Source organism: Roseivivax sp. (assembly GCF_054552075.1).
In genome coordinates, this window is the sequence record NZ_JBTOLZ010000035.1 from 1 (window position 1) to 14604 (window position 14604).

Below are 14604 nucleotides of genomic sequence, written 5' to 3' on the forward strand. Positions count from 1 at the left end.
ACGCGCTTGCCGAGCAGGTTCTGACGGAACCGGCCCTGCTTGCCCTTGAGCATGTCCGAGAGCGACTTCAGCGGGCGCTTGTTGGCGCCGGTGATGACCCGGCCGCGGCGGCCGTTGTCGAACAGGGCGTCGACGGATTCCTGCAGCATCCGCTTCTCGTTGCGGACGATGATGTCCGGCGCGCGCAGTTCGATCAGGCGCTTGAGGCGGTTGTTGCGGTTGATCACCCGGCGATAGAGGTCGTTCAGGTCCGAGGTCGCGAAGCGGCCGCCGTCCAGCGGCACCAGCGGGCGCAGTTCCGGCGGAATGACCGGAATCACGGTCATGATCATCCACTCGGGGCGGTTGCCGCTCTCGAGGAAGTTCTCGACCACTTTCAGACGCTTGATGATCTTCTTGGGCTTCAGCTCGCCGGTGGCTTCCTTCAGCTCCTCGCGCAGCTGCTCGGCCTCGGCCTCGAGGTCGATCTGCGACAGCATCTCGCGGATCGCCTCGGCGCCGATGTTGGCGGTGAAGGCGTCCATGCCGTACTGGTCCTGCGCGTCGAGGAACTCGTCCTCGGTCATCAGTTGGCCGTAGGTCAGGTCGGTCAGGCCCGGCTCGATCACGACGTAGTTCTCGAAGTAGAGAATCCGCTCGAGGTCGCGCAGGGTCATGTCCAGCATCAGGCCGATGCGCGAGGGCAGCGACTTCAGGAACCAGATGTGGGCGCAGGGCGCGGCCAGCTCGATGTGGCCCATGCGCTCGCGGCGCACCTTCTGGAGGGTGACCTCGACGCCGCATTTCTCGCAGACGACGCCACGATACTTCATGCGCTTGTACTTGCCGCAGAGGCACTCGTAGTCCTTGATCGGGCCGAAGATGCGCGCGCAGAACAACCCGTCACGCTCGGGCTTGAACGTGCGGTAGTTGATCGTCTCGGGCTTCTTGATCTCGCCGAAGGACCAGCTGAGAATCCGTTCGGGCGACGCGAGCGACACCTTGATCTCGTCAAAGGCCTTTTGCGGGGTCAGCGGGTTGAACGGGTTGTTGGTGATTTCCTGGTTCATCTCAAATCCTCAAAGTTCAGAGGGTGCGGGGGGAGGAGCGGCGGGAATTTTCGTGAAATTCCAACCGGTTTCCGCGCGGAAACCGGGGCGGGGCCAGGGGCCCCGCGCCGGGGGAGCGCGTCACTCCTCGTCTTCCTCCGCATCCAGGAGTTCCATGTTGAGGCCCAGACCCCGGACCTCCTTGACGAGCACGTTGAACGATTCCGGCACGCCGGCCTCGAAGTTGTCCTCGCCCTTGACGATCGACTCGTAGACCTTGGTCCGGCCTGCCACGTCGTCGGACTTCACCGTCAGCATCTCCTGCAGGGTGTAGGCCGCGCCGTAGGCTTCCAGGGCCCAGACCTCCATCTCGCCGAAGCGCTGACCGCCGAACTGCGCCTTGCCGCCGAGCGGCTGCTGCGTGACCAGGCTGTAGGGGCCGGTCGAGCGCGCGTGGATCTTGTCGTCCACCAGGTGGTGCAGCTTCAGCAGGTACTTCACGCCGACGGTCACCGGCCGTGCGAACTGCTCGCCCGTGCGCCCGTCGAAGAGGATCGACTGGCCGCTCTCGTCAAAGCCCGCGCGGGTCAGCGCGTCGTTGACGTCGGGCTCTTTCGCACCGTCGAAGACCGGGGTGGCGATCGGCACACCGCGGGTCACATTGGCGGCCGCCTCGAGCAGGCGCTGCTCGTCCATGTCCTTGATGCCCTCGTCGTAGACATCATCGCCATAGGCGTTGTGCATGGCTTCGCGGACCGGCGTCAGGTCGCCCGAACGGCGGTAGTCCTGCAGCGCCTCGTCGACCTTGATGCCGAGGCCGCGCGCGGCCCAGCCCATGTGGGTCTCGAGGATCTGACCGACGTTCATCCGGCTCGGCACGCCGAGCGGGTTGAGGCAGAAGTCGACCGGCGTGCCATCGCCGAGGAACGGCATGTCCTCGATCGGCACCACGCGCGAGATCACGCCCTTGTTGCCGTGACGGCCGGCCATCTTGTCGCCCGGCTGCAGCTTGCGCTTCACCGCGACGAAGACCTTGACCATCTTCATCACGCCCGGCGGCAGGTCGTCGCCCCGGCGCACCTTTTCGACCTTGTCGTCGAAGCGGGCGTCGAGCGCGCGCTTCTGCGCCTCGTACTGCTCGTTCAGGGCCTCGACGTGCTTGGCGTCCTCTTCCTCGCCGAGCGCGAGCTGCCACCACTGACCGCGGGTCAGGCTGTCCAGCAGCTCCTCGGTGATCTCGGAGTTGGCCTTCACGCCCTTGGGACCCTTCACCGCGGTCTTGCCGAGGATCATGGTCTTGAGACGCGCGTAGATGTTGCGGTCGAGGATCGCCAGCTCGTCGTCGCGGTCGCGCGCCAGCTGTTCGATCTCTTCGCGCTCGATCTGCAGCGCGCGCTCGTCCTTCTCGACGCCGTGACGATTGAAGACGCGGACCTCCACGACGGTGCCGTAGTCGCCCGGCTTCACGCGCAGCGAGGTGTCGCGCACGTCCGAGGCCTTCTCGCCGAAGATGGCGCGGAGCAGTTTCTCCTCCGGCGTCATCGGGCTTTCGCCCTTCGGCGTGATCTTACCCACGAGAATGTCGCCCGGCTCCACGTCGGCGCCGATGTAGACGATGCCCGCCTCGTCGAGGTTGCGGAGCGCCTCCTCGCCGACGTTGGGGATGTCGCGGGTGATCTCTTCCGGCCCGAGCTTGGTGTCGCGCGCCGCCACTTCGAATTCCTCGATGTGCACGGAGGTGAACACGTCGTCCTGCGCGATGCGCTCGGAGATCAGGATCGAGTCCTCGTAGTTGTAGCCGTTCCAGGGCATGAAGGCGACGATGACGTTCTTGCCGAGCGCCAGTTCCCCCATGTCGGTGGAGGGACCGTCGGCGATCACTTCGCCCTTCTCGACCTGCTGGCCCACCGTCACCTGGGGGCGCTGGTTGATGCAGGTGTTCTGGTTCGAGCGCTGGAACTTGCGCAGGCGGTAGATGTCGACGCCCGGGTCGCCGGGCTCGAGGTCTTCCGTCGCGCGGACCACGATGCGCATGGCGTCGACCTGGTCGATCACGCCGCCGCGGCGGGCCATGATCGCCGCACCGGAGTCGCGGGCGACGATGCCCTCGATGCCGGTGCCGACCAGCGGCGCCTCGGAGCGCAGCGTCGGCACGGCCTGCCGCTGCATGTTCGAGCCCATCAGCGCGCGGTTCGCGTCGTCGTTCTCGAGGAACGGGATCAGCGAGGCCGCGACCGAGACCAGCTGCTTCGGCGAGACGTCGATCAGGTCGACGTCACCCGAGGGCGCCAGCGTGTAGTCGCCCGCCTGGCGGGTGTTGACCAGCTCGTTGACGAACTTGCCGCTCTCGTCGAGCACGGCGTTGGCCTGCGCGATGGTGTGGCGCATCTCCTCGGTGGCGGACATGTAGCGGACCTCGTCCGTCACCTGCCCTTCGTTGACCACGCGGTAGGGGGTCTCGATGAAGCCGTATTTGTTCACCCGCGCGAAGGTGGCGAGCGAGTTGATCAGGCCGATGTTCGGACCTTCCGGCGTCTCGATCGGGCACATCCGGCCGTAGTGCGTCGGATGCACGTCGCGGACCTCGAAGCCGGCACGCTCGCGGGTCAGACCGCCGGGCCCGAGGGCCGAGAGGCGGCGCTTGTGCGTCACTTCCGACAGCGGGTTGGTCTGGTCCATGAACTGCGACAGCTGCGAGGAGCCGAAGAACTCGCGCACCGCGGCGGCGGCGGGCTTGGCGTTGATCAGGTCCTGCGGCATGACCGTGTCGATCTCGACCGAGGACATGCGCTCCTTGATGGCGCGCTCCATGCGCAAGAGACCCACGCGGTACTGGTTCTCCATCAGCTCGCCGACCGAGCGCACCCGGCGGTTGCCGAGGTGGTCGATGTCGTCGACCTCGCCCTTGCCGTCGCGCAGCTCCACCAGCGCCTTGATGCAGGCGACGATGTCCTCGCGGTCTAGCGTGCGCTGGGTGTCGGGCTTCTCGAGCGCGAGACGCATGTTCATCTTCACCCGGCCGACGGCCGAGAGATCATAACGCTCGCCGTCGAAGAACAGCGTGTCGAAGAGCGCCGAGGCGGCCTCGACCGTGGGCGGCTCGCCCGGACGCATGACGCGGTAGATGTCCATGAGCGCGCTTTCGCGGTTCATGTTCTTGTCCTGCGCCATGGTGTTCCGCATGTACGGACCCACGTTGATGTTGTCGATGTCGAGGACCGGGATCTCGGTCACGCCGGCATCCATCAGCTCCTTGAGGGTGCCGCCGGTCACTTCGCCGTCCTTGTCGACGGTCCAGGTCAGCTCGTCGCCGGCCTCGACGTATATCGCGCCGGTTTCCTCGTTGATGATGTCCTTGGCGACGAACTTGCCGACGATATGGTCGAAGGGCACCAGCAGGTTCTCGACCTTGCCCTCGTCCTTGAGCTTCTTGACCGCGCGCGGCGTGACCTTCTTGCCCGCCTCGGCGATCACCTCGCCGGTGCCCGCGTCCACGAGGTCATAGGTCGGCCGCGTGCCGCGCACCCGGTCGGGGAAGAACTTGGTGACCCAGCCCTTGCCCTTGTCGAGGCTGAAGTCGACCGTGTTGTAATAGGCGTCCATGATCGCTTCCTGGTCGAGACCAAGCGCGTAGAGGAGCGTGGTCACGGGAAGCTTCCGGCGGCGGTCGATGCGCGCGAAGACGATGTCCTTGGCGTCGAACTCGAAGTCCAGCCAGGAGCCGCGGTAGGGAATGATGCGGCAGGCGAACAGCAGCTTGCCCGAGGAATGCGTCTTGCCCTTGTCATGGTCGAAGAAGACGCCCGGCGAGCGGTGCATCTGGGAGACGATCACCCGCTCGGTGCCGTTGACGATGAAGGTGCCGTTGGGCGTCATCAGGGGCATGTCGCCCATGAAGACGTCCTGCTCCTTGATGTCCTTGACCGACTTGGCGCCCGTGTCCTCGTCGACATCGAAGACGATCAGCCGCAGGGTGACCTTCAGCGGGGCCGAATAGGTCATGTCGCGCTGCTGGCATTCGTCGACGTCGTACTTCGGCTTCTCGAGCTCGTAGTCGACGAACTCGAGCACCGCGGTCTCGTTGAAGTCCTTGATCGGGAAGACCGACTGGAACACGCCCTTGATGCCCTCGCCGTCGACGGGGGCAGGCTGGTCGCCGGATTTCAGGAACAGATCGTAGGACCGCTTCTGGACCTCGATCAGGTTCGGCATCTCCTGCACTTCGCGGATCTTGCCGTAATATTTGCGAAGACGTTTCTGGCCAAGGAAGGATTGCGCCATGGTCGCTTGTCACCTTTCAGTGTCTCTTCCGAGCGCGGGCCCGTCGGGCTCCGGGCGCGCGCTCAACCGAGAAGGAAAGCTTCGATCCATTCCCGGCCCCTGTCCCACCAGAAGCCTCCCGATCGAAGAAGCCTTGCCTGAGAAAAGCCCCGGCTCACCGAGGGGCCTCTCTGAGACAGGCTTGGCTGGACCCGGATTTCTCCGGATCCAGCCGAAAGCGTGTCGCGGTCGGAAGCGGCGCGAACCGCCTCCGCGCCGGATTACTTGAGCTCGATTTCCGCGCCTGCGTCTTCGAGCTTCTTCTTGATCTCTTCGGCTTCGTCCTTGGAGACCTGCTCCTTGACGGCTTTGCCGCCGGCTTCGACCAGTTCCTTGGCTTCCTTGAGGCCAAGGCCGGTGATGCCGCGGACTTCCTTGATCACGTTGATCTTGGATGCGCCGGCCGACTTCAGGATGACGTCGAATTCGGTCTGCTCTTCGGCAGCCGCGCCGCCTGCGTCGCCACCGGCGCCGCCTGCGACCATCACGGCACCGCCGGAGGCGGGCTCGATGTCGTATTCATCCTTGAGGATGGTCTTGAGTTCCTGGGCTTCGAGAAGCGTCAGGTTGACGATTTCTTCTGCGAGTTTCTTCAGATCAGCCATTGTGACTTCTTTCCGTAACTAGATGTGTCCCAACGTGCGGTTTGCAACCCCACGATGATCTGCATGGATGCCTTAAGCCGCTTCGGCCTTTTCCTCGATCGTGGAAAGGATGGAAGCGATGTTCGAAGCAGGCGCGCCGATCGCACCGGCGATGTTCGAAGCGGGTGCCCCGATGCAGCTCGCGATCTGAGCGATAAGCTCGTCGCGCGAGGGCATCTTCGACACGGCTTCGACACCGGCCCGGTCCAGATGGTCGCCACCCATGGCACCGCCGAGGATCTGCAGCTTGGCATTATCCTTGGCGAAATCCTCGACCACCTTGGCGGCTGCCACGGGGTCTTCGGAATAGGTGAGGACCGTCATGCCCTCGAGGTATTGCGTGATGCTTTCGCACTGCTTGCCCTCGAGAGCGATCTTTGCGAGCCGGTTCTTGGCGACGCGGACGGAAGCACCGGCATCGCGCGCGCGACCCCGGAGATCCTGCATCTGGGCAACCGTGAGACCTTCGTAGTGGGCAACCACCACAACGCCAGAGCTTTCGAAGATCTGGCCGAGTTCCTCGACCACTTTCTCTTTCTGGGCTCTATCCACAGTTTCACTCCAATTCATGGAGGGTTTCCCCTCCGGCTCTTTTTGCTGGACCTCGAAAGGTCCGGCGGTCAGGTCCGAACGGGGTGTCGCAATCGCTGATCCGACGCTTCGCGAAGCGCAGGATCGAAATGCTCTTCCCGTCTCAGGCAGGATTTACCGGCACAGGGCCGACCCACCGTCTCGGACGAAACGAGGGCTCCCGCGAATCGCACAGGCGCCCTCGAACCCTGCGTGTAGTGAATTTCCGGAAAATTGCCAAGGGGCCGATGGCGGAAAACCGCGACCGACCTCGGGGAAGCCCGCAAAGTCTGCCCTGCGGGGGCGGAGCGGTCAAGAGGTGGGGTTTGGGGGGCTGTCGGCGGAGGGTTGGGGTTGGGGGCGGCGTGGGGCGGGCTGTGGACTGAGGTGTGGGGGTGAGGATGTGGTCTCGGAGACCGAGTGCCGATCGGAGCGCACCGGCCACGACCAGTGTCACCCGGACAGCAAGAGCCGCCGAGACCAGCTCACCCCGTCACGCTTTTCTCCGAAGACCGCCAAGCGCCAGTGACCGAGGCCCCCACCCTCACAAAGAGCCCCTTCCCCCATCGCCAAACCTCCCTCCAGAGGGCGCGCGCCGGACCGGGGGCCGGCGCTGCCGACCTCTAAGCGAGGCGCTTTATCCCAACAAGGTCAGGACTAGCGGCGATCTAAGCACGCCACCCCAAGGAGCGCCGGCCCAAGGGGCCGGTCCGGCGCGCGCCCGGCACCTTCGGTGCTGTTCGGTCGCAAGGGGGCGCCCGGGGTTCTTGGCGCTGCATCTTTTTTTGCTCTTCGGACGCAAGCGGGCGCTTTGGCGCCAGCGTGGCGTCCAACTGAGAGGTTTGATCAACGCGCTGTCGCCTTGTGCCGCCCCACCACCCTCTCCACCAGCTCGACAGAGGGCGCGCGCCGGGCCGGGGGCCGGCGCTACTGACCTCTGAGCAGAGCGCTTTATCCCAACAAGGTCAGGGCTAGGGGTGAGTTAGGCGCACCACCCCAAGGAGCGCCGGCCCGAGGGGCCGGTCCGGCGCGCGCCCGGCACCTTCGGTGCTGTTCGGGCGCAAGATAGGCGCGGGTGAGAGTGGGCGTGGAGAGCCAGGCGCCTGATCCGCTTTCCGCGGCGCGCCAATTCCCCACGCCCTCACCGATCCACGAAACAGGGTGCGTGGAGCCCCGCCGCGAGCTTCCAATGCGCCCCAGTCGCCCCGCCTCCCGCGACACCGCTCGACACGCCCAAAGCCCCCCTCCCCCGACACAAAAGAAAACGGGCGGCCCCGAAAGACCGCCCGCCTCATCTCTATCCTGACGAACCCGCAGGCTCAGTTGCCGGTGGCGTTCGAGATGTCCACGGTCACGCCGGGGCCCATGGTCGAGGACAGGAACACCTTCTTCATGTAGGTGCCCTTGGCGCCGGCCGGCTTGGCCTTGGAGACCGCGTCCACGAAGGCGCGCACGTTCTCCACCAGCTTGGCCTCGTCGAAGGAGACCTTGCCCACGCCCGCGTGCACGACGCCGGCCTTCTCGGCCTTGAACTGGACCTGGCCGCCCTTGGCCGCCTCGATGGCTTCCTTGACGTCCATGGTCACGGTGCCGACCTTGGGGTTCGGCATCAGGTTGCGCGGGCCGAGGATCTTACCCAGGCGGCCGACGACGGGCATCATGTCCGGGGTCGCGATGCAGCGATCGAACTCGATGGTGCCGTTCTGGATGGTCTCCATCAGGTCTTCCGCGCCGACGATATCCGCGCCGGCTTCCTTGGCCTCGTCGGCCTTGGCGCCACGGGCGAAGACGGCCACGCGCACGGTCTTGCCGGTGCCGTTCGGCAGGCCGACGACGCCGCGGACCATCTGGTCGGCGTGGCGCGGGTCGACGCCGAGGTTCATCGCGATCTCGAGCGTCTGGTCGAACTTCGTCTTGGCGTTCGCCTTGATCAGCGAGACGGCTTCCTCGACGGTCAGGTTTTCCTTGCCGGCGAAGGCCTCACGCGCGGCGCGGGTGCGTTTTCCGAGCTTTGCCATGTTCACTTCACCTCGATACCCATGGACTTCGCCGAGCCCAGAACGATTTTCATTGCGCTTTCGACATCGGTTGCCGAGAGGTCGCGCATCTTGGCTTCGGCGATCTCGCGCACCTGCTTGCGGGTGACGGTCGCCACGGTCTCGCGACCGGGCTTCTCGGCGCCGCGGGGACGGTTGCGCTTGCCGACCGGCTTCAGGCCCGCGGCCTTCTTCAGGTAATAAGACGCCGGCGGCGTCTTGATTTCCATCGTGAAGGACTTGTCCTGGTAGTAGGTGATCAGCGTCGGGCAGGGGGCGCCCTGCTCCATCTCCTGCGTCTTGGCGTTGAACGCCTTGCAGAATTCCATGATGTTGATGCCACGCTGACCGAGCGCGGGGCCGACCGGCGGGCTCGGGTTTGCCTGGCCTGCAGGGATCTGCAGCTTCATCGTGCCAGCAAGCTTCTTGGCCATTTGGCGTCTCCTTTGTTCCAACTGCCGCGGGACGCGTCCCTCGGCACTGATGTTGTGTGGTCTGGTCCGGACGGCGCGCCGCCCTCGCCTCCCACAACGGAAGCCGTCCCGGGGTCCGGGACAGGTCGCGCGGATACACCCCTGTCCGGGATTCGGCAAGCCTTGATCTGGGAGAGGGGCTTCGAGCGCGCGGCCCGGGGTCATGGATGCCTGCGGGCTCTCTCTCAGAGGCCATACGGCCAGGGCGCGCCCGCGATCATGCCATTGGGGCTGGGGGATGACGGCCGAGCCGCCAGGACCGAGGCCCGCCGCACCGGGCAGGCCCCGAGGGTCGCTTCGGGCCTCAGCCCTGCTTGGTCACCTGGGTGAACTCCAGCTCGACCGGGGTCTCGCGGCCGAAGATCGAGACCGAAACGCGCAGGCGCTGGTTCTCTTCGTCCACGCCCTCGACCATGCCGTCGAAGTCCTCGAAGGGGCCGTCGTTGACCTTGACCTTCTCGCCGACCTCGAAGTGGATCAGCGTGCGCGGCGCTTCCTCGCCTTCCTGGACGCGGCCGAGGATCGCCTCGACCTCGGCGTCGCGCATCGGCATCGGCCGGCCCTGCGGGCCGAGAAAGCCGGTCACCCGGTTGATCGAGTTGATGAGGTGATAGCCCTGGTCGGACATCTCCATGCGCACCAGCACGTAGCCCGGCATGAAGCGGCGCTCGGTGTTGACCTTCTTGCCACGGCGCACCTCGATGACCTCTTCGGTCGGCACCAGGACCTCTTCGATCCGGTCCTCGAGACCCTGCTCGGCCACCGCTGTCCGGATCTGTTCGGCGACCTTCTTCTCGAAATTCGAGAGAACGCTAACCGAATACCACCGTTTCGCCATCAGGCTCTGTCCTCATCTCGTTCCCGTCAGATCGGGGTGTCTGAATAGAAAAGCGGCGTGCAACGCGACTCATTGCACGCCCATCCCGGAAGTGCGCACCCACTACAAGTCCGCTCGACCGATTTCAAGAGCGGTCTCGCCGGGGCCGGTTCAGCCGCCGAAGACGCTCAGGATGCCCTGCAGACCGCTGCGGATGCCGAGGTCGACGAGGGCGAAGAAGATCGCCGTCAGGGTCGCCATGATGAAGACCATGACGGTCGTCAGCAGCACCTCGCGCCGGGTGGGCCAGACAACCTTGCTGACCTCGGCACGGACCTGCTGGACGAACTGCATCGGATTGGTCTTGGCCATGACGGACCTCTTTCTCGCGCTTCGCGCCGCAGATACGGCCTCCGGGCCCCGACTTCAAGCGCTTCCGGTGGGAGGCGGGGGATGGAGGGGGTTTGGGAGGGGGTGTTGGCGGGGGATTGAGAGGCGGGCGCGTCGGTTTGTTTGCGGCACGGCGGTCCGACCGGACAGATGGCATATGGCGGGGGTCATGCCCAAACCCGGCCCAGCGAAGAGCCGCGCCTCCATGCCCTGCCCCAACACGCTGCCCCCGGTCCACGCCAATGCACACCGCTATTGCCACCGCTCACCACAGGCCCGACAGAGGGCGCGCGCCGGACCGGGGGCCGGCGCTGCTGCCCTCAGAGCGACGCACTTTATCCCAACAAGGTCAGGACGAGAGACGAACTAAGCACACCACTCCCAAGAGCGCCGGCCCAAGGCGCCGGTCCGGCGCGCGCCCGGCACCTGCGGTGCTATTCGGGCGCAAGAGGCGCAAAACTCTCCCAGATCGGGGAGAGACCTCGACGGAGCTGAGCATCACCTGAACGACGAGGGCGACTGCTTAGAAACGAGCGGACCACCTGCGCAGACAGCCGACCTCTCCAAACAACCCCTGCCCGCTCAAAACCCACGCAACAGAGGGCGCGCGCCGGACCGGGGGCCGGCGCTGCCGACCTGCGAGCTGTGCACTTTATCCAGGCAAGGTCAGGGCTAGGGGCGATCTAAGCACGCCACTCCCAAGAGCGCCGGCCCATCGGGCCGGTCCGGCGCGCGCCCGGCATCTTCGATGCTATTCGGGCGCAAGTGGCGCGACGGCACAGGGACGGATGGTGGGGTCGGAAACGTGAGGGAGGAACGATGCGCGGCCGCGGAGTCAGGCTTGAGGGCGGAGCGCGCAGCATAGAGGTGCCGCGCCAGCCGCCCAGCCGCTGCCCGCCCAACCGCCAGCCACCTAGCCCCTGCCTCCAACCGCGGGCCACTCAGCCGCTTTGCCACCCCGCCACTCCACGCCACCAACCAGCGCATCTTCCTCCACGACCAATTACACCACCCCCCCTCCCCCGCCTCTCTTACACTGCACCCCTCCCCCGCCTCGCGCGTATCTAAGAAGAACGCGCCCGCGTGTGTGCCACGCCGCGGCGATCAAGGCACCCTCAAGGCGACGTGAGATTCGCTCCGGTTTTCGCGAGGCCGGGGAACGTCGCCCGCATCTCGCCGTTCATTGTCCAGACCGGCGCAGGAATGACCGCGCCGCCCGCCGCATCCCGGCGGGTTCGACAGACAGAGAACGGGACCGAAAGGAGTTCAGTTATGAAACGCATTCTGACCGCAACCGCCCTCACCTTTGCCGTGGCCGCACCGGCCTTTGCCGCGACCGAAGCCGAGCGCGCGCAGATCGAGACCTATCTGCCGAACGCCGACATCTCGGCCTGGAGCGACGCCGAAGTGGCCACCGCCATGAATGTCATCCGCTCGAACGAGAGCCGCTCGGAGATCACCGGCCAGCTCACCGCCCTCTATGGCGAAGGCGAAGTGTCCGGCTCGGCCATGCTGACCGAAGCCGAGGTCGCGATCCTCGACGGCTATGTCGACGGCGTCGACTACACCATGCTGCCGCAGGCCCGCGTCGACGCGGCGCTCGTGGCCGCCCAGAGTCAGATGAACGACGGCGACAAGGCGACCCGCATCGAGGCGCTGCTGATCGAGGACGACACCCCGATGAGCGACGCCAATGACGCCACTCGCGGTGAAGCGGCGCTGATCAACCAGTACGCCCCCGAGGTGGATGTGACGACGCTCAGCAACGAGGAAGTTGCCTCGGCGCTGGCGATCATCAACAGCAACGAGATGCGCGGCGACATCGAAGCCAAGCTCTCCGGCCTGCTGATGTAAGCGACCGACAGAGCGCCGCGCGGGGTTCCACCCCCGCGCGCGACGAAGAGGGCCCGCCAGTGCGCGGGCCCTTTTTCGTGTTCGGGGCGCAGTCGGTGGGGATGGTGGGTCGGGCGCGGCGCGAGGCATCGCGTGGACCGGCTATCCCAGCGCCAGCGCACGGATGAAATCGGCGCTCGGCAAACAGGCCCGCCGCATCACACTCCGCACTGCCGCGCCGGGTCACACCCCGTGCCGCCTCACACTCCACACCGACGCAGCACGCCCACTCGGCACCCTGCGACACGCGCCCCCGGGCCCTGCGCCACGCACAACCACGCCCCCGACGCCCACCCGCACGCAGGCGCTGCCGATCAAACTGTCTGGAAAGTGGCAGGGGCAGCAGGGCTCGAACCCGCGACCTACGGTTTTGGAGACCGTCGCTCTACCAACTGAGCTATACCCCTATCACGAGGCCCCGGATACCCTCGGCGCGGCGGGGTTTCAAGCCTCTATTCGGCCCCCGGCGGCCAAACTTTCCGCCCGATTTCGTTTCAATCCGTCACGCCCGGGGCGCTGCGGCGCCGGACTGCGTGAGCGCGCAGGAGCAGGGTCGTGAGCTGTGTTTCAGTGCGCAGATGAACAGATTCTGTGAGCGCCACCATTTTGCGCTCCGCCGCCCGATCGCGCGGCGGACCCCGGCCGATCCCCGGCAAAATCCCGCGTATAACCACTTGATTTAAAATGCTTTTCACGGACCCCGCGCAACGGAATCCGCCGCCGTTTTTCAAGGGCACATCTCTGTGAGCCGGCGCGAGGATTTCCGTGATTGGCAGAGGTCCCGGGCGCTCCCCAAGTCCTGAGCACCGGACGGAAACGTTCGACCCAACCAAGGCCCTCGCGGCACAGCGCCGCCCCCGGGCAGATCCAAAAGGAGCTAGACCATGAAGACCGCAACCACCTTCGCCGCCCTCGTTCTCGCCGCCGCCACCGGCTCGGCCGCCTTCGCCGCTTCCGACGCGCAGGTCGCCCAGATCGAGAGCTTCGCCAATGTCGACATCTCGGGCCTGAGCGACGCCGAAGTGAACTCGCTGCTGAACGTCATCCACGGCGGCGACAGCATCTCCGAGAAGCGCTCGCTCGTGCAGAACCTGGTCGGCCAGTACCGCTGACCCCTCGTTCCGGCGCGCCGCGCCCCGCGGCCCGGCGCCCGGAGCTTCCCCAAAAGACCCTCACACCGAATCAAGGAGACAGACCATGAAAACCGCAACCACCTTTGCCGCCCTCGTCCTCGCCACCGCCACCGGCTCCGCCGCCCTGGCCGCGACCGACGGGCAGATCGCCCAGATCGAGACCTTCGCCAATGTCGACGCCTCGGCCCTGACCGACGCCGAAGCGGCCTCCGTCCTGAACGTGATCCACGGCGGCGACAGCATCTCCGAGAAGCGTGCGCTGGTGGAGAACCTGGTGGGCCAATACCAGTAATCCTCCCGCTCCGCGCGGGCGCCGCTCCTCTCCCAAGGCGGCGCCCCGCGGGCTCTCTCCCCTTCCCTCCCTGAATTCCCATTCCTCCAAAGGAGCTTTGTCATGAAAACCGCAACCACCCTCGCCGCCCTCGTCCTCGCCACCGCCACCGGCTCCGCCGCCCTGGCCGCGACCGACGGGCAGATCGCCCAGATCGAAAACTTCGCCAATGTCGACGCCTCGGCCCTGACCGATGCCGAAGCGGCCTCCGTCCTGAACGTGATCCACGGCGGCGACAGCATCTCCGAGAAGCGCGCGCTGGTGGAGAACCTGGTCGGCAAGTACCAGTAATCCCCCCGCTCCGCGCGGGCGCCGCTCCTCTCCCAAGGCGGCGCCCCGCGGGCCCTCTCCCCTTCCCTCCCTGAATTCCCATTCCTCCAAAGGAGCTTTGTCATGAAAACCGCAACCACCCTCGCCGCCCTCGTCCTTGCAACCGCCACCGGCTCCGCCGCCCTGGCCGCGACCGATGGGCAGATCGCCCAGATCGAAACCTTCGCCAATGTCGACGCCTCGGCCCTGACCGACGCCGAAGCGGCCTCCGTCCTGAACGTGATCCACGGCGGCGACAGCATCTCCGAGAAGCGCGCGCTGGTGGAGAACCTGGTGGGCCAATACCAGTAATCTCCCGCGCTGAGACGCAAGGAAGGCCGGTCCCCTCGGGGGCCGGCCTTTTTGCTGTCCGAGGGGGCGGCGCGGGTAGACAGCCCAGCGCAAAAGAAAAGGGCCGCGCGAGATACCCTCGCGCGGCCCCAAGTCCCTTCGCCCGGCGGCTCAGCGCCGGGCGGTGAGACGCATCACTCGACGATCTTCGAGACGACGCCCGAGCCGACGGTGCGGCCGCCTTCGCGGATCGCGAAGCGGAGGCCGTCTTCCATGGCGATCGGCGCGATCAGCTCGACGTCGAACTTCAGGTTGTCGCCCGGCATGACCATCTCGGTGCCCTCGGGAAGGGTCACGGTGCCGGTCACG

At 66.1% G+C, this 14604-nt stretch carries 13 protein-coding genes, 1 tRNA gene and 1 pseudogene; 5 read left to right on the plus strand and 10 right to left on the minus strand.

Going from position 1 to position 14604, the window contains the following annotated elements; translation table 11 throughout:
- From ACX938_RS17775 to secE, 8 genes and pseudogenes are all read right to left on the minus strand, one after another.
- Nucleotides 1-1049: pseudogene (locus ACX938_RS17775) on the minus strand (DNA-directed RNA polymerase subunit beta'); the annotation flags it as partial.
- A gap of 120 nt (nucleotides 1050-1169) precedes the next feature.
- The gene (rpoB, locus tag ACX938_RS17780; RefSeq protein ID WP_232752599.1) at nucleotides 1170-5309 is read right to left on the minus strand and encodes a DNA-directed RNA polymerase subunit beta; all 4140 of its coding nucleotides are present in this window, start codon (nucleotides 5307-5309) and stop codon (nucleotides 1170-1172) included.
- Nucleotides 5310-5569: 260 nt separating this feature from the next.
- A complete protein-coding gene (gene rplL, locus ACX938_RS17785) occupies nucleotides 5570-5953 on the minus strand; it encodes a 50S ribosomal protein L7/L12 (protein WP_232752600.1) in 384 nt (127 codons plus the stop codon).
- Between the two features lie 72 nt (nucleotides 5954-6025).
- Nucleotides 6026-6544: a 50S ribosomal protein L10 gene (gene rplJ, locus ACX938_RS17790; RefSeq protein ID WP_232752639.1), complete on the minus strand. Its 519-nt coding sequence runs from the start codon at nucleotides 6542-6544 to the stop codon at nucleotides 6026-6028.
- A 1337-nt stretch (nucleotides 6545-7881) separates the two neighbouring features.
- Complete coding sequence (gene rplA / locus ACX938_RS17795; protein WP_459432039.1) at nucleotides 7882-8580, minus strand: 50S ribosomal protein L1; 699 nt, start codon at nucleotides 8578-8580, stop codon at nucleotides 7882-7884.
- A 2-nt stretch (nucleotides 8581-8582) separates the two neighbouring features.
- Nucleotides 8583-9032: a 50S ribosomal protein L11 gene (rplK, locus tag ACX938_RS17800; RefSeq protein WP_232752602.1), complete on the minus strand. Its 450-nt coding sequence runs from the start codon at nucleotides 9030-9032 to the stop codon at nucleotides 8583-8585.
- A gap of 343 nt (nucleotides 9033-9375) precedes the next feature.
- Complete coding sequence (nusG, locus tag ACX938_RS17805) at nucleotides 9376-9909, minus strand: transcription termination/antitermination protein NusG (protein ID WP_232752603.1); 534 nt, start codon at nucleotides 9907-9909, stop codon at nucleotides 9376-9378.
- Between the two features lie 150 nt (nucleotides 9910-10059).
- Nucleotides 10060-10260, minus strand: a complete 201-nt coding sequence (gene secE / locus ACX938_RS17810; protein WP_232752604.1) for a preprotein translocase subunit SecE — start codon at nucleotides 10258-10260, stop codon at nucleotides 10060-10062.
- Between the two features lie 1290 nt (nucleotides 10261-11550).
- Between secE and ACX938_RS17815 the strand changes: the two genes are divergently transcribed.
- Entirely contained in the window at nucleotides 11551-12132 is a 582-nt protein-coding gene (locus ACX938_RS17815) for a hypothetical protein (protein ID WP_232752605.1), read from the plus strand.
- Between the two features lie 370 nt (nucleotides 12133-12502).
- Here the strand turns inward: ACX938_RS17815 and ACX938_RS17820 are convergent.
- Nucleotides 12503-12578 (minus strand) — tRNA-Trp (locus ACX938_RS17820).
- Between the two features lie 477 nt (nucleotides 12579-13055).
- Between ACX938_RS17820 and ACX938_RS17825 the strand changes: the two genes are divergently transcribed.
- The 4 genes from ACX938_RS17825 (at nucleotide 13056) to ACX938_RS17840 (ending at nucleotide 14256) form a co-directional block, all read left to right on the plus strand.
- On the plus strand, nucleotides 13056-13283 hold the full coding sequence (locus ACX938_RS17825) for a hypothetical protein (RefSeq protein ID WP_232752606.1): 228 nt from the start codon (nucleotides 13056-13058) through the stop codon (nucleotides 13281-13283).
- An 85-nt stretch (nucleotides 13284-13368) separates the two neighbouring features.
- Nucleotides 13369-13596: a hypothetical protein gene (locus tag ACX938_RS17830; protein ID WP_459432040.1), complete on the plus strand. Its 228-nt coding sequence runs from the start codon at nucleotides 13369-13371 to the stop codon at nucleotides 13594-13596.
- Nucleotides 13597-13698: 102 nt separating this feature from the next.
- Nucleotides 13699-13926, plus strand: a complete 228-nt coding sequence (locus tag ACX938_RS17835; RefSeq protein WP_232752608.1) for a hypothetical protein — start codon at nucleotides 13699-13701, stop codon at nucleotides 13924-13926.
- A gap of 102 nt (nucleotides 13927-14028) precedes the next feature.
- Nucleotides 14029-14256 (plus strand): hypothetical protein, encoded by a 228-nt coding sequence (locus ACX938_RS17840; protein WP_459432041.1) that lies wholly within the window; start codon nucleotides 14029-14031, stop codon nucleotides 14254-14256.
- A gap of 173 nt (nucleotides 14257-14429) precedes the next feature.
- Here the strand turns inward: ACX938_RS17840 and ACX938_RS17845 are convergent.
- Nucleotides 14430-14604: EF-Tu C-terminal domain-related protein (locus ACX938_RS17845; RefSeq protein WP_459431881.1), on the minus strand; the 175-nt coding region annotated here is incomplete at its 5' end.